This window comes from Escherichia sp. KTE96 (genome assembly GCF_000408525.1).
GTDB classification, from domain to species: Bacteria; Pseudomonadota; Gammaproteobacteria; order Enterobacterales; family Enterobacteriaceae; genus Escherichia; species Escherichia marmotae.
In genome coordinates, this window is the sequence record NZ_KE137149.1 from 2804523 (window position 1) to 2819522 (window position 15000).

Annotated in this window: 17 protein-coding genes; all 17 read right to left on the reverse strand. The window is 47.5% G+C overall.

All coding sequences use genetic code 11. The annotated features are described in order from the left end of the window. Window positions 1-5: 5 nt before the first annotated feature. A complete protein-coding gene (locus A1WG_RS01585) occupies window positions 6-704 on the reverse strand; it encodes a phage minor tail protein L (RefSeq protein WP_001152433.1) in 699 nt (232 codons plus the stop codon). Further along, the gene (locus A1WG_RS01580) at window positions 704-1042 is read right to left on the reverse strand and encodes a phage tail protein (protein WP_000024051.1); all 339 of its coding nucleotides are present in this window, start codon (window positions 1040-1042) and stop codon (window positions 704-706) included. Before A1WG_RS01580 ends, A1WG_RS01585 begins: the two co-directional genes overlap by 1 nt. Continuing rightward, window positions 1035-4268: a phage tail tape measure protein gene (locus A1WG_RS01575; protein WP_016242648.1), complete on the reverse strand. Its 3234-nt coding sequence runs from the start codon at window positions 4266-4268 to the stop codon at window positions 1035-1037. Before A1WG_RS01575 ends, A1WG_RS01580 begins: the two co-directional genes overlap by 8 nt. 165 nt (window positions 4269-4433) lie before the next feature. After that, window positions 4434-4634, reverse strand: a complete 201-nt coding sequence (locus tag A1WG_RS0122510) for a hypothetical protein (RefSeq protein WP_001755909.1) — start codon at window positions 4632-4634, stop codon at window positions 4434-4436. Between the two features lie 107 nt (window positions 4635-4741). Further along, window positions 4742-5101, reverse strand: coding sequence for a protein YdaY (gene ydaY, locus A1WG_RS01570; protein ID WP_012565075.1), 360 nt, complete (start codon window positions 5099-5101; stop codon window positions 4742-4744). Between the two features lie 150 nt (window positions 5102-5251). Further along, entirely contained in the window at window positions 5252-6214 is a 963-nt protein-coding gene (locus A1WG_RS01565; protein WP_000094292.1) for a phage tail tube protein, read from the reverse strand. A 26-nt stretch (window positions 6215-6240) separates the two neighbouring features. Beyond that, window positions 6241-6633 (reverse strand): phage tail terminator-like protein, encoded by a 393-nt coding sequence (locus tag A1WG_RS01560; RefSeq protein WP_000144680.1) that lies wholly within the window; start codon window positions 6631-6633, stop codon window positions 6241-6243. Continuing rightward, a complete protein-coding gene (locus tag A1WG_RS01555) occupies window positions 6630-7010 on the reverse strand; it encodes a hypothetical protein (protein WP_001029819.1) in 381 nt (126 codons plus the stop codon). The genes A1WG_RS01560 and A1WG_RS01555 overlap by 4 nt, the downstream gene beginning before the upstream one ends. Next, window positions 7011-7394 (reverse strand): hypothetical protein, encoded by a 384-nt coding sequence (locus A1WG_RS01550; RefSeq protein ID WP_000524259.1) that lies wholly within the window; start codon window positions 7392-7394, stop codon window positions 7011-7013. Beyond that, on the reverse strand, window positions 7394-7789 hold the full coding sequence (locus A1WG_RS01545; RefSeq protein WP_000634212.1) for a hypothetical protein: 396 nt from the start codon (window positions 7787-7789) through the stop codon (window positions 7394-7396). The genes A1WG_RS01550 and A1WG_RS01545 overlap by 1 nt, the downstream gene beginning before the upstream one ends. Before the next feature lie 3 nt (window positions 7790-7792). Continuing rightward, a complete protein-coding gene (locus A1WG_RS24920) occupies window positions 7793-7969 on the reverse strand; it encodes a hypothetical protein (RefSeq protein WP_000908084.1) in 177 nt (58 codons plus the stop codon). Window positions 7970-8011: 42 nt separating this feature from the next. Then, entirely contained in the window at window positions 8012-9151 is a 1140-nt protein-coding gene (locus A1WG_RS01540) for a major capsid protein (protein ID WP_016242649.1), read from the reverse strand. Between the two features lie 98 nt (window positions 9152-9249). Beyond that, window positions 9250-10014 carry a DUF6651 domain-containing protein gene (locus tag A1WG_RS01535; protein WP_000770037.1) on the reverse strand — a complete coding sequence of 255 codons (765 nt, stop codon included), beginning with the start codon at window positions 10012-10014 and terminating at the stop codon, window positions 9250-9252. Between the two features lie 104 nt (window positions 10015-10118). Next, window positions 10119-11231, reverse strand: coding sequence for a phage minor head protein (locus A1WG_RS01530; RefSeq protein WP_001317036.1), 1113 nt, complete (start codon window positions 11229-11231; stop codon window positions 10119-10121). Next, window positions 11215-12621 (reverse strand): DUF4055 domain-containing protein, encoded by a 1407-nt coding sequence (locus A1WG_RS01525; protein ID WP_000763709.1) that lies wholly within the window; start codon window positions 12619-12621, stop codon window positions 11215-11217. The genes A1WG_RS01530 and A1WG_RS01525 overlap by 17 nt, the downstream gene beginning before the upstream one ends. Before the next feature lie 2 nt (window positions 12622-12623). Further along, window positions 12624-13925 carry a terminase large subunit domain-containing protein gene (locus tag A1WG_RS01520; RefSeq protein ID WP_000625350.1) on the reverse strand — a complete coding sequence of 434 codons (1302 nt, stop codon included), beginning with the start codon at window positions 13923-13925 and terminating at the stop codon, window positions 12624-12626. Beyond that, the gene (locus A1WG_RS01515; protein ID WP_016242650.1) at window positions 13906-15000 is read right to left on the reverse strand and encodes a terminase small subunit; all 1095 of its coding nucleotides are present in this window, start codon (window positions 14998-15000) and stop codon (window positions 13906-13908) included. Before A1WG_RS01515 ends, A1WG_RS01520 begins: the two co-directional genes overlap by 20 nt.

A 15000-nucleotide genomic window follows, 5' to 3' on the forward strand; every position in this document is an offset into this window, starting at 1 on the left:
GGGATTTACTGCGAAAGTTTGTTAATGGAAAGGAAGCCGCCAAAGTTGCCGACATTATTGCGGAACTTACAGCCACTCAGGCATTTGCTGCATTTATCCTTCGTGATATCGGACGTCGGCTGATCATATTCATCCGCGACAGCCGGACCGTGATAACCGCACTCATCACCGCGATAGGTCCAGGTGCAGGTATTAGCCAGCATGATGCGCCCCGGAAAAACGGCACCATCCGTTTCCGTCGGTGTGGACAACACAAAGGAGGCACTGACCGCACTCAGTTCGCTGCACTGCTCGATGCGCCAGCGGCTGATCACCTCCTGCTCCGGATCGGCGTCGCTGTTTCCGTTGACGAAGTTCACCGCATCCAGAAAACGGGCGTAAACCTTACGCCTGACCACCGTTCCGCCGACCAGACTCTGCAGGTCTTCCGCCATCCCCGTGACCATGCCGTGCAGGTTAGAAACCGTCAGTGTCGGACGGGCAGCACTGCCCTTGCCGTTCATCTCAAATCCACTCCCCTGAATGGGATAGGCCTGATACTGCCGACTCTGCCAGGTGACAGACTCTCCTTTCTCGTTCTGCTCATTGCAGAAAAAGTAGCGATCCCCGCCTACCTCGGTCAGGTCGATTTCCCAGAGCACCACGCTGGCCGACTGCTCCGCACGAATGCATTCATTCAGCGTTTCCTGTTGTATGTCCTGCATCAGATCACCACTTCGTCAAACTGACACGAAAAATCGGTATAGGTGATATGTTCTGTCGCTGACCACGTTCGACACACCACTCTGATTTTTCTGTTAATACCCGGCGGGCGCCAAAAAAAAGATTTATAGCCTTCATGCCGGGCTAAAAATTTTTCAAATGAATCACGTTCATTCGCCTCAACTTTGAAATCACAGGTGAAAACGCGCAGAGAATGATTAAGTCCATTTGGACTTCGTTGCTCATAACCATCACCAAATCTTACAGTTTTTATCGATGGTTTATTTTCTGTTTTCATTCCATCCTCTGGTAACCAGTGAAATTCTTCCGTATTAGCCACTTAACATTCCCCCATCACGTCGCATATTTAACAGATTGCCCTGCACCCGCTGATCAACCATCCCCATAAGTGCTTTTATTGCCTGAGGGCCAATCTCTCCATTCTGGCCGTCATTTTGAATAGTGATTTGGTATACAGGGGCATAGGTAATATCTCCGCCTCCATTACCACTTTTACTATTAATAGCTCTGACACCAAGAGAACCATCGGAAGTTCGTGTTAATGGCATAATGGCTTCCGGTCCAGCCTCACCAAAAACACCAGCCCCTTTTGCAAAAGCAAAAAATTGCGGGGAATCATAAATACCGTTCGAATACGTGCTCAATGACGGAGACTCATAAACACCGCCCTTTGCATTCGGAATAAATTTACTAATAGCACTCCCGATAGTTCCTAAAATCCCCCCAGAAGAACTGTTACTAATGCTGTCGAAAATCCCAGTAATTGAAGCCTTTAATGCTATTCGACTAAGATCCGAAATCACGGAAGTAGCGAAAGAACGAAAATTTGCCTTGCCTGTCGTGACAAAATCACCCAGCGCATCGGTCATCCCATCAAACATCTGAGTCGTGGTTGATTTTATCTGCTCACTGATATCCTTAGTGTCATCCAGCCAGTTATTGAATCCCTGGGAGGCACCACTAACCCAGTCTCCTGCCTGAATATCGAGCTGCTCGTTTTTCTGTCTGACAATTTCTTTTTCCCGTTCCAGAGCATCATTCAGAGCCTGCATTTTCTCTTGAAAAACATGATCTGACATTCCACGGGATTTATCTGCATAGTCACGTTCAAGTTGCAGACGCTGATTGTTATATCCATGTTCAATCCGCAGTAATTCCTGCTGGCGTTGCTGATTTTTATCGCCAACCCCATAACCAGCAATCTGAATATCATACCCCTGCTGACGATTATCAATCGAAGCCTGCAATGAATCACGCCATGCTGTTATTTCGGCGGATTCCTTGATTAGCCTGTTATTTTTTTCAATCGCAACATTTTTCTCCATCAACGTGGTTATTTCTTCCCGGTGTAAGAGAAGCGATTTCTGATCCTGGGTTAATTTCGATGATGGTCGTGACTCTAGGTCGGCAATCCGCTGACGCCACTTAACCAGTTCCTGTTCAGAGGAACTTAATTTAACGGTCAACTCAGCTTGTGAACTTAGTAACGCATTCTGTTGATTCAGATGATCAATCATTCGTTGGGCTGCATCATCAGAATAACCTTTCGCCTTTGGTTGCTTTGGATCTTTATAACGCTCATTTATTTGAGCGATAAGATTATTATATTCTTCCTTTGAATACTGATTCTTTAGCTTTTCCAGTTTTGCAAGTTCACTAGCTCTCTGCTGCTCCCGGGTCTGATATTGTTTTGAAAAGGCATCTGCTCTCTGTCTGAGTTCAATTCCTTCCTGTTGTCGCTTGTTGTAATCGTTTATTGATGAATTTAGTACGTCCTGAGCAATTTTTTCTGCTTGAAGTACGCCCAATTGCTGCTTTAATCGTGCCAGCCTTTTATTTTGAGCTCCGCCATCTCCAATGCCACCTAACCCGAAAACTCCGGGTCGGGTATTTTTTTCTATTTCATCAATTTGACGGAGAACATCTGAGATTTTTTGATCAAGGGAGGCCTCACGGCCAATATCCAGCATGGAATCCCATGCCCATTTTGCGGAGTCTGCGACAGCTTTCCATGCAGTCTCAAGATAACCAAGATTTTCTTTAATCTGGTTGGTGCGCTGGATCATTGAGGATGAGTATTCTTCTGTCGCAATGCGGGCGGCCTCCTGCTGGTTCCCTTCATCCTGTAGCGCCTTAATCTGGTTATAAGTCGCAAGTGTCAGAAAATGGTACTGATCATTAAGTTTTGATATGGCACTGACAGGATCCTTTGCAATTTCATTGAAGTCATTAACCAGTTGTTCGGTTGATATTCCTGTTACTTCGCTCGTTTTTACTATCGCTGTCGTCACTTGCTCCAGCGAACTGCTCGCTACCTTTCCCGAACGCACAAGCTGATTTAATACTGCCGCCGCAGCACCAGTTGTCGAATCAGCCGCATTCCCGGCACGTTGAGCTATATCGCCCAATTGCCCGCTGGTTGTCCCCAACTGATTTCCGGTAAGAATAAGAGATTTATTAAATTCGTCCTGCTCCTGAGAGCCTTTATAGTAAGCCAGTCCTAAGACCCCAACGGCTGCTGCGGCCAGGGTAAAAGGATTAATTAATCCCAGCACATAAGAACCTACACCTTTGATCGCCGGGCCAATCCCACCGAACATATCTTTTAGCTGGCCGCCCTGCTGCATTAACACCATAAATGGCGACTGACCAGTGGACAACCCAACAACAATATCCGTCATTTGTGCAGGCAACATGCGCATAGCAAAAGCCGTTTGTTTTGCCGACATTCCGGTTTTGCTTAATTGTGATTGAGTAACCTCAAGCTCACTCCGCATAGCACGAAGTTTTCCAGAAAGCTCCTCATACATTTCAGGAGAAAGCATCCCCTTAGCTTTTGCTTCATTGAGCTGTTTCTGTTGTTCTACCAGACGATTAAAAGCAGTTCCGACAGGATCAAGTTGAGCAATCAGACGTTGCAAAGCAACAACCTGTTCATCATGCGCTTTTGCTGCTTCTCGCTCTGCCTGAGCCTCTCCGGTAAGCTCTCGCCGTGTTTCCTGTATTTTTCGGCTATAATTCTCAAACTGAGAACCATTTATTTTCCCGGATGCAAACGCAGCATTAAGTTCATCATGCTGTTGTTCAAGATTTCTTAGCGCCGCAGCCAGAGGGTCGATCTTGTCCAGCATTCTTTGAAAGGCCTGAGCCTGCGCTTCCTGCTGGGCGGCAGCAAGTTTTTCGGCCTTCTCGGCTTCTCTCTGCGCTTGCGCAACCCCGCTCAATTCCTCTGTGGTTTCATTAAGTTTACGGACAAGAAATTCATATTCTTCTTTATCAATAAGCCCTTTATCGAAAAATTTCTTTAATTCAGAATAGCGTCGACCGACAGTATCAATTGCGGCACCAACTGGATCAATAGCTGCTTTTAATTTTGCGAGCGCGTTCTTCTCATCTTCTGTTGCCTTAGTCACTTTCCCTGCGCTATTTGCAGCAGTTTCCCCAGCCTGCGTCATTTTGACTAATGAGGAGGTCAGATTGTCAGCATTATTTTTCGCTCCAGTGCTATCAATAATTATTGCGAGACGCGAGGTTTGCTCTGCCATTTATTAAAACTCCTGACAACAAAAAACCCACCGCGAAGTGGGTTTCAGGCGACATAATAGTAGATATAGCGATTACGAGGCCACGCAATGCTTTTCTCCAGGAGCATCATCGATTTAATTAAAGACACCATCACATCTCTGTAACAGAGTGTACGTAATTAACAACTACACACACTGCTCCTGAAAATACTGGTCATCCAGTGCAAAGATCACTGCTTCAAATTCATCGCGCTCAATCAATACCGGATGAGTGGCTAAATATTCATTTATCTCTGTCAGAGATAAAGGCAAAGGCACCCCAGCCATTCCAGCATAACGTCGGGCACGGGATATTACCGAATAGGCGTACAACAACTCCTTAAGCACCGGGTCTATTTCTGGTTCCGGTATCGGTGGCAACCTGAGTTTTTCTCGCTTCCATCTTGCCTTTTCCCCCCTTTCTCCCCCGAACTCCGATAACCACCGCTGGGCAGCTATGGCTTTTTTATCGTATCCTGCTTCTGCTGCTCTTTACCCTGGGCGATGCTGGCTGCTTCTGCAAGGATCTGCCAGTACAACTCTGGATTCTGCTTAAGCAGCGCGATCCCTCGTTCTGCCGTATATTCCAGTGCAACCTCAACACCATTAACCAGTTCACCAACCCCTTTCCAGTCTTTCAGCAGATAACGAGCGGCATTATCAATGAGTAAATCATCAACAGAATCCACCTCGGAAACCTTTGAAATATCAAACTCCTTCGTTCCGACGTGCAAACTGGCATCCATTTTCTCAATGTGGCGACGGATTAATGCATTACGGGAGCGATACTGATCGTTATCGCTGCTTGCCACCAACAGTTTTAACCCGTCTACAGGTTTTAAGTCCTTCATTGGCGTAAACCAGCGTTCTCCACCAATGATAATTTTCTGATTAAGAATAAACATCCATAACCTCATTCAATGCGTCCCCCTGTAGGGCAGTACCACAGGAGGAATAACGGAAAATCAACTAATCGCCTCAGCACTGGCTTTTGCGATCACGGCAGCCGGGGAATTTTTTTTTCTGGTTATCGTAGGTGCTTCATCTGCTGCGGTAATGCTCAATTGAACCTGGATAATGTCGCTATTACCCCCATCAGGCCATTCACCTGACACCTGAACCTTCGGGAAACTGAAAGTGTATGCCCCCTCTCCATTCGAAAGCGTGAAGCTGAACGGAACTGTTTCTCCAGTCAGTGTTTTACTCCAGATTTCCCACGCGGCTTTAGACCATGAAAGCGTCACCGTACCGGACGGTGTAAAAGTAGTCGGAATATTTGCTCCTGCATAAGGCGAGCCAGTCCCGATACAACGCTGTGTCTGGAGTTTGTTATCGAACTGAATATCAAAACTGTCGATACAAAAACCGTTACCTCCGGCAACACCATTCAGGCTTACTGCTGAAACCTCCTTAAACGAATAACGTAGCTTTCCTGCACTATCCACAGGTTCGCCTTTGATAAAATTCGTATCATCGGCCTTTGATTCCCAGTCCAGTCCGGCAAAGGTTACGGTCGCTGTAATATCGCCGTCGTTAGGGATCTGCATTTTCCATGAGCCAACCTGCGCTCCTCTGACGACAGAGGCAATTCCGACATCGGACGCATAGGTCGCCAGAGAAAATGTTATTCGCTCATTCCCCATTGTCAGAGAATCGCCTGACCATTCCGCGCCGAAACAGGATGCAAGAAAATCATCATGTTGACCCCAGCGAAATTTGGTACCAACATCACCGCCGACATCCACAGTGCCAGGCGTCGCCCCCTGAGCCATCCGGGAGCCACCAATCTCATTATTTTCGCCTTTATTCTGGGTGGGTTTTACTCCCCAGCTTGTGCGTTTTAATAAACTCCAGTCACCACTTGCTGGCGTAGTGCCTGCAACCGTCTCCCGGATAAATGCCGAGATAACCTTTGCACCTGAACTCACAGGAGCCTCCTATGTCATTAATTGCGCTAGAGCGCGCGATATGGAATTTGAAGATTAAGCTGGAACCAGCCATTCTTTTCGCCAACGGCTATTGAGGAAACAGCCTGGTAACTGAGACGATCGTCATCCTGAAACTCAAACAGTCCCCGCAATTTATCGGCTGTCTCAGTAATGAGTTTTGAACCAGAACCTGCGGGGACAAATAACTGAATAATGATTATCCCCGTGCGATAAACAATCGGCCCCGCGCCAATTTCATTAACTCCAGCCTGCCCGGGAATATTACTTAACCGCGCCCAGATTAACTTACCGGAAGGATCGAACGTTGGCGCGTTCGGATACAATACGTCTTTTCCATCAATAATCGTCTGTGCCGTCATTCTGGAAATAACCGTATTTCTGATTTCAGTAAATGTCATTTGTAAGCCTGTAAAACACCATGAAAAGCGTTGGCATACACGCCAGTTGGCGCTTGTTGTGAATGACCGTTTTCAAGAGCCTCTGCATAAGGAAGGTTATTCTGGATATAAATAACTCCGTAATTTGCAGCTTTCGAAATAACCCCGATCCCACGCTGAACCGCAATCGTACCGTTCGGATCCACGTTATCAGATATACCAAAATCGGGATGCTGTAACGACACCAGGTTGTTATTTCTGAAACGTCCGGTATCAACCGGAGCAGCAATATCAATAGCAGTAAGAATCTGCATAGCGATGTAGCGAATTTTCAGCCCCACATCTTCCTCAATCATCCCGGCAAATATTGACGGTTCTATATCCCATGCCTTTGCCATTTACGCTCTCCTTAACTGGATAGAGTAAACTGATGCGGAAGGATCTACACTCGCTGTAATTACCTCGTATCGTTGTAACTGCCTTAATACAGGATCATAAATCTCAATAATATGGTCGACAGCGGGTTTATCCGTAACCTCGCATACCAGAGCGGTTAATTTAAGGTCACCATGCAAAATATTAATCCCATCAATTCTGCCCAGCTTATAACGTGTCAACACGCCTCGCCCGGTATAGATTGCGGTGGATTCGCCGCCAGTTTCCGTCACAGGATCCCAGTGCCGGTGCGTAACGTAAGAACCAGAAAAATCACTCACGGCGTCCGCTAAATCCTCATCAAAAGCAGCGGCAACCTCTGACTGAATCTCTTCACGAAGCCCCATTATCCCCCCCTCACAACCCTGACTTGTGAGCGACTAAGTCCGTACGGTTTCAGCAGTGCTATCGCAAGCTGTAAATCGGGTTCAAGCAATACAGTGCTGTTTGATGGCAACTCAGCAAATGATTTCGATACACTGACCCCGTCAGCCGACACGGCTTTACTGATAACAACGCCAGAATCATTTTTCTGCTGAAACAACTTACCGAATGAGGCAATTCTGGCTGCATATGCTCCCGCAAGTTTTACCTCTTCCGGAATACGGGATGGGTTAATTTTCAGGTTGAAGCCATTAAGCCAGGCATTAGCCATTAAAACAGCTTTATTTTTAGCGTTCTCACTCGTCCAGGCGTTCCCAAACGCATTATCAACGTCATCACAGGTCACGTAAGTGATCATGTGTTACTCCTGAGTTTTCCAGCCCATAGCCTTCCAGTTGTCAACTTCATCAGGATGAACATTAGCGATAGTTGGTGCGCCGGGAAACATCTGATAATCGGTCACCATAACCACTAACTCAATTTGCGTTTTTTGTGCGGCTTCACGCTGTGCTCTTTGCTCTTTAGTTAATCCGGCCATATGCCCTCCATTAAAAATGGGGCCGAAGCCCCGTTTGAATGTTTAACCAAGAATCAGACAACCATGTGCCGGCTTCACTGATGAAACACCCCATGCCAGTCCAACTTCATAGCGCACCTGGCGATACTGACGATACAGTGCAATCTGGAACGTAATCCCTGAAATCGGGTCCGTAACATTCATTACATCATCAGCATTATCGCCACCTTCCGGCATTGCCGGAGTACGGGATGCCAGCAGAAACGCGTTGCGATCAAACGCCATATTTGCAGTAAAGGAGCCAACAACTGTGATTGCAGTATCATCGGCCAGATCCTGACGCAGTCCGGGCGCTGCAAGAGTAATCAGATTGCTGGTCGCTGCTGCCACAACATACTGATTCGGATCGCCAGCGAACGTAACAATCTGACCTGCAGAAATACTCCCCGAACCAGTATCAATGGAAATAAGAACATCGCCTTCTTTTTTCTCGCCATTCACGAGATAACCAGTTGCAGCAACCTTTGGCGCTCGTTTTACACCTGCCGAACTGTGAATATTGAATCCCTCCAGACGCCCCAACACGCCCTCACGCAGTAGCTGTTCAGTGCCGGATTCATTCACTTTAAACAGTACAGACTGTTTTCCGCGCAAATTAGCAATGGCACTGGAGCCAAGCACCATCTGCAGATCGGTTGTCGGTGCGCCGTTATCCTCCAGAACCTGACGAGCCAGAGCAGCATCAGAAAGATCATCTTTAACACCAAACGGCGTTGTCCCTGCGGTTCCCACGGCGCGGGAAGCACCGAAATACAACGCACCAAGATCAGCCTCAACCTCGTTTGCAAGGGCGCGAAAAGCCTGCTTAAACTGATCAGCCAGAATGGTGTTGTAAGTCCCTGAAGGGCCAAGAGCCAGTTGTTCTTCACCATTCCATTTAACCGGTGCCATTTTGGATTTAGTAATTTTCACATCAACAGTGCCAATATTTTGATCACCGGTATTCGGAGCTGACGGCCCCGGTACGATATCTTCGGTTTTCGCCTCAGGCGCAACTGGCGCGGTTACCGTCTGATCTTTTGCTGCGGCGTCAGCTTTTGCGTTTTTTGCTACCGCAGGGATAAAACCTACCTGCTCACGGGATACAATATCCAGGGCGGTATAAATAGTCGGGATCAACCCGGTCAGGGTATTTCCAGCCATAATTAAATATTCCTTAAAAATTTGCGTAATTGTGAATAGATGGAGTAATGAGCTATCCAGCCCTGACACCAGCTCCCATCCGGAAGCTGACAAATGTGTTAATCAACAATTGTGATACCGTCTTTCAATGCGTTTTGCTTACCTGCAACATCCAGTGCATCAAAAGCAGAGCGTTTCATCGTTTTCTGACCAATATCATGCTGTGTCGGACGGGATCCGCCGCCATTGTTGCCACTGGCTTTCAGGATGTAGTCTTTCTGAGGGTAATTTTCGACGAGGAACTCCAGCGCCTCATCAAACTGCGCCAGTTCGCCAGGCTTCGCGCGGGAATAAATTTTGTTGCCGGAAGCGTCATAAGCAACGATCTTCCCTTCTTCCACTTTGAATGCCTGCCCGAAGCGGGCTTGTAATAAATCTGCCGGGATCGCAATTTTATCGGCAATATATTTTGAACCCGCAAAACTACCGCCAATCATAGAATCGTAAAGCTGCGTCTCCAGCATCTGAGAGCGTTGCTTTTCTTCATCTAATTGCTGCTGAAAATTTTTCGTAATTTCTGCCTTAACCTGGTCAACCTGTCCCGCATCGATCAGCTTTTTCTGGTCGATTTTTGACAGCATTTCCAGTGCCTCGATCGCCTTCTTCGGGTCTTCGATAGCGGCAAACTTAGCCAGTTTTTCCTCTGCAGCTTCTTTAGCCAGGCGATGATTTTTTGCCTCGCCATTAAGCTCTGTAATTTTTTTTATCGCCAGCGGTGCATCGAAGCCGATTTCTTTACCATCGTCGTGCACATAAACTGGCAGGCCAGCAGTATCAATTTCTGCGTATTGTTTTCCGTTAATCTCGACCGTTTTCAGTTTCATATTAGTACCTGGTTTAAGTCTTCCGACAGTTACGCTGCTCACCATCCGGATCGCAGCAATAAAAAAGGCCACCCGAAGGTAGCCTGTTGTAATAAATGATTTATTTAAATCCCTGCTTTTCTGAATACCTGTGCATCACGCTCACGGAGTTGCTTCAGCGTCAGCCATTCGCCTTTATCGGTGTAAAATTCATCTGGCGACATACCGCCATCCCGAATCAGCTTTGCCCGGGTTTCCCCCACAATCTGTTTTTGTCTGGTGTAAGGCTGACGCAAAAACCATTCCCTGTAGGTTGTATCTCCGGCCACCACGCCATCCATGCTGGCCCGCTCAGCCGGGGAAATATCACGAACATCAATACCCAGTTCCTTCGCTGATTTCAGAATGAACGTTTCCGTTGAGCGGCAGCAGAAATGAATTTTTCCCGGCCCATGCAAATAAGGCACACTGTGACCTACAGGTTTATTATCCAGCGTATATTTGAGGCGATCCCTGATTCGACATTGTGGCGTAGTACGATTATCAAGCGTTGATAACCATTGCTTACCCTTAATCAAATCATTATTCGCGCTGGCAAAACTCTCACGGGCAGTAGCAGCAAGATGTCCAACCGCTGTTTTTGCAATGCTGGCCGCATTAGCCCGGCTCATCTGCAATGCACCATCCTGAAATCCCTTGCTGACATGTCCCCGAATTTTTCTTGCGATCTGCTCATTGGTATCCCCCAGCAAAAAACCCTGACGCACCGTATTTGTTATGCGTCTGAGCCGATCCGCCTCAAGATCCAAGGCCCACTCACTGAGCAGTCGTCCCTGGAATGGTCGCGCCATTGCAGCGGCGTAAAGTGCATCAGAAGATATACCAACCAGAGGGTGAACATCAGCAACAAAATCAGGTAGCAGAGAATCAAACAGACTTAACTGATAACCAGCCTCATAAATTGCCAGCTCGTTCAGCTCTCCGGAGAGACTGGTAAACATGCTGTTAATAGCAGCGCGGTTAACCTCTCTGACACTCGCCAGAAGTGACTCCAGGCGCGTAACGGTAAAACTACCAGGATCGAGGCTGTCCAGTGCTACCAGCAGGCGAGCTGTAAGCTCCGCATCGCTGTCATTCAGTATTTTCACCATTCTGGCAGCCACACCAGTGCTATAGCGGGATATCCAGACTGCATGAGCAATTGATTCATCACGCAGCCGTTCATTCACGGTTTGCATCATTGATTTCCATCAGCATTACACTCTGATTTTTTAATTCATCGATCACTTCCTCTGGACGGGAATCCTGATCGATAAATTTCAACGCCTGCAACACCCGAACCGCATCAATCTGACGTATATCACCGCCCTGACGCAATGACTGAACAGCCAGCGCGGAGGATGAGTCAAACACCTGGGCAGATACATCCAGTTCAGTGCGCACATCCACATTGCCACCGCAACTCTCTCCGCTCCATTCCGCCATTATCTGGAGAATATTATCGAGGGCATCTTCGAGGGAGTTCGCCATTGTATAAAGCGGCGAGTGTTCCTGCATCCGCTCTTCATTAGTCTGATCAACAGATTTGGTGGATGTATTTTCAGCCCGCAGAAGTTTAGCGCCGGCATGACGCATCTGATTTTCCAGCTTCTCAAGTGATGTTTCGCCAGATTCTATCGCTGCGCCACTATGTTCAACATATTCGAGGCCATTTTTTGTTCTGTCCTCAAAAATCGTAGCGGTGGATGCACCAACCGTCAGTTCTTCATTCCTGTCCAGCCCGTAGGCCACCAGCAATGGAACGCGGGCAACATGAAGAATATTGTCCTGCTCGCTCTGGCTTTGCCAGTGCTTGATATTCAGCAAGCCAAGATTAAGCAATGGCGGTGTACCACGCATAAACCCTGTTTTCTTCGTATACAGTGTTACCAGAGGAATATCATCACGGCTGGTATTCCATGACTCATGAAGCATCCAGACAGATTCGCCATTAGTACCTTCGCTGCGTCGATAAATTTCTACTCGACGGGGCATAATATGGCGGATCTGCTCCACCTTCTTCTGCCCGAAATCATCACCATCAATAATGATGACCTCTTTTATACGCAAATCAGTGAGAACAACTTTCCCTTTTTCAACTTTCGATTTCCATCCAATAACCTGGCGTGGATTCAGCATCGTAACGTACGGGCGACCACCGGCCGCGTTTTCATCGGCTTTTGTCCGAATCTCGTTCATATCCGTTCGTGGATAGTCCACCAGCGCATGTGCCACACCATACTGAAATGCGAGACTGAAAAATTGCTGCGCCCACACATCCAGTCGGCTCCCCTCCATGTCGATATTTTCTGCATATTCCCTGATTTTTTCCGGCGTTTCCTCACTCAATACTGTCGGCTCTGCAAATATTCGCCCAATATTTTGTTTGATGCTTTCTTCATACACAGGAAGTAGCGTAGCCACAGACAGGCGTTTTTTATAAGCGTCTTCATCTTCATTAGGCCATTTGGGGAGATAATTTTCCCCCTGCCTGCGCATTTCAAGCGTACCGCCCATCAATGCGTCGTTAATATCCCACGCCTCCAGCATATCGTTATAGTCGAGGTTGGGTGTTGATATATCAGCCATAATTAAATCCGAAGTGATGTGACTCTTCCGGTCGGTTTGACAATAGGGAATTGCTTAACGATGAAATAACCTCCGGCATCATTCGGGTGATCATTGCCAGATTTTTTATCAGGCTCCCCCTTATCATCCCAGACCTGTTGCTCCAGAGATTCGGCATATACCGGACAACGCTTCACATTAACTTTATAGCGACGCTCACCATTGGCATTGCAGAACATTGCATTCATTGAGTTAACGCGATCTTTTACTGGCGGGTTCGAGCTGTTCACCACAACGTTAAAACCTGCCTGCTTAAGCTGGGCTATATCCGTCGTACTTGCGTTACTTGATTTTCTGGAATCTCCGGAAGCATCTGGATAAATATAAATCTCCCTCACTTTCCGGTAATCATGCCCGTCATACGGCCAGAAGCGTTCTTTAATGATGCGGATCATATCCGGCGTATCGTAGGCATTGATGATTTCAGTTACCGCACATGGAAGCCCCAAACGCAGCACATGGACGATTCCCGCCATCTTTCCAACGTTAAAATCCATCCCAATATAAATCGGCTCCCCTGGCTGCTCCACTTCTTCGCAATTATTCAGTTTCCGGTCAAACTGATGGTAAACAGTACCACTTGTCAGGTTAGTAAACTGTCCTCGCAGATAGGCTTTAATCAGCTCTGGAGGGTATGATTCAAGAAGCGAAGGAATGTAATCTGCTGGCAGGTTCTTTTCATTATCGAAAGTAGATGCCTGCACCAGACCATACAGTGAGGCCAGCTCTGTTTTTTCACGCACGGCTTTAACAAACTGCTCGTAGACAAATTTGAATCCTTCCGGCGTGGTTGTAACGTCAATACCGTTGCGAAGTCCATCAATCTTATAACGCATACGCGCAATTATCTTGCGCCACGCCGTTCTGGCTTTTTCCTTCGGCAAAATGTCCAGTTCATCCACCAACGCATTACCAATTTTGAAACCGACGATCGTTTGTGGCTTCTCCATCGATCTGCAGATAGTGGTTCCCCGATACTGGCGTCCGTAATAAAAGTGAACCTCTTTATTTCCCTCATTAATTTTTACGTTCAATCCCCAGTCAGCAGCAACTTCTTCCACTGTAGGGTAAAAAATATCGCGAATTTGGGGATACGTTGGCGCAAAATATCCCTGATTTATACCTGGATGCTCCCAAATCCCCTTGCATATGCCGCCACACCCAACCCATGTTTTGCCCGAGCCAAAACCAGCAATATAGGCTTTAAATTTATGGGGCATTGAAAGAAATCGCGCCTGAGGCACATTAAGCGTCGGAGAGATCATCTTCATCACTCCTTACTCTGGCATCAACCACATTAATATTGATCGCCACAGGCTGGGGATGTTCATTATCTTCCACCGTTTCGATCTCTTTGCGCAGCTTCTGGTTTTCCATTCTGCGCCGTTCAATTTCCAGTTCCTGTAGCCGCTTATCTGCACATAAAGCCCCGCCAGCAGAAAGCAAACGCAACAATTCACGCCGGGCGGCAGCCTTATCCTCCAGCAGGATCTCAACGCCGAATTTTCCGAATTTTGCCCCTGCATATAATTGCCGCGCATCCCCATCAAGCAGAGTGGTATCAGCCATATAAAGCTGTCCCGTTCCCTCACCGCAGCACTTCGGGCAGTCCGGATTAGGTATGGCGTTATCAACAAAGCCGAGGCCTCCATATTCCGGTTCGGGTTTGCCATCTCTGGAAGCCTGCGCCGCTGCCTTGTCGAATTCTGCTATATCGCGCCACTGGTAGAGATGATTCTCGCCCCAGCAATAACGGCAGTTAACACGGCGAAATTGTGCAAGCTGATTGGGGTCGGCCAGGACAATGGCCATCAACTGACTCACTAGTAAATCCAGGTCTGCGGTATAGCGTTTCTGGTACTGATTGCGGAAGTAGCTGATAGCGCGAAAAACCCTGGCATTTCTAAGCATACGACTAGCGTTGCTGTTAGCTGTCGCACCTTGCCCCTCATAACCGGCTAGTCGGTACGCCTCTGTCGGCTTTTTACCCTGAGCAACAAGCATCGCAAACTTAGCCTGCTGGTCAGAAATGCCGAATTCATCGGGACAGAACGAAAATTCCTCCGCGTCGCCCTCATTCAGGCCCGCATCGAATACTGGCTTTTTTTCCTGAGATTTTTCGTTCCGCTTTTGTGCAGTCTGCGCAGATTTTTTCTGCGCACTTTTTTGCGCAGTTTTGCGCATTTCTGTCTGCGCATTTTTCGGAGTTTTTTTGATGTAACGACGGGCTGTTGCGTAATTCAGTCCCCTTGCTTCACACCATGCCACCGGAGATATACCGGAGCGGGTGTATTCAGCAATATACTCCTGCTGCAACGCCCCCCAGTCCGGTCTGCTCAT

Coding starts and splice junctions, on each gene's coding strand:
- A1WG_RS01585 (WP_001152433.1), bottom strand. CDS start 704: ATGCAGGACATACAACAGGAAACGCTGAATGAATGCATTCGTGCGGAG.
- A1WG_RS01575 (WP_016242648.1), bottom strand. CDS start 4,268: ATGGCAGAGCAAACCTCGCGTCTCGCAATAATTATTGATAGCACTGGA.
- A1WG_RS01560 (WP_000144680.1), bottom strand. CDS start 6,633: ATGACATTTACTGAAATCAGAAATACGGTTATTTCCAGAATGACGGCA.
- A1WG_RS01555 (WP_001029819.1), bottom strand. CDS start 7,010: ATGGCAAAGGCATGGGATATAGAACCGTCAATATTTGCCGGGATGATT.
- A1WG_RS01550 (WP_000524259.1), bottom strand. CDS start 7,394: ATGGGGCTTCGTGAAGAGATTCAGTCAGAGGTTGCCGCTGCTTTTGAT.
- A1WG_RS01545 (WP_000634212.1), bottom strand. CDS start 7,789: ATGATCACTTACGTGACCTGTGATGACGTTGATAATGCGTTTGGGAAC.
- A1WG_RS24920 (WP_000908084.1), bottom strand. CDS start 7,969: ATGGCCGGATTAACTAAAGAGCAAAGAGCACAGCGTGAAGCCGCACAA.
- A1WG_RS01540 (WP_016242649.1), bottom strand. CDS start 9,151: ATGGCTGGAAATACCCTGACCGGGTTGATCCCGACTATTTATACCGCC.
- A1WG_RS01535 (WP_000770037.1), bottom strand. CDS start 10,014: ATGAAACTGAAAACGGTCGAGATTAACGGAAAACAATACGCAGAAATT.
- A1WG_RS01530 (WP_001317036.1), bottom strand. CDS start 11,231: ATGCAAACCGTGAATGAACGGCTGCGTGATGAATCAATTGCTCATGCA.
- A1WG_RS01525 (WP_000763709.1), bottom strand. CDS start 12,621: ATGGCTGATATATCAACACCCAACCTCGACTATAACGATATGCTGGAG.
- A1WG_RS01520 (WP_000625350.1), bottom strand. CDS start 13,925: ATGATCTCTCCGACGCTTAATGTGCCTCAGGCGCGATTTCTTTCAATG.
- A1WG_RS01515 (WP_016242650.1), bottom strand. CDS start 15,000: ATGAGCAGACCGGACTGGGGGGCGTTGCAGCAGGAGTATATTGCTGAA.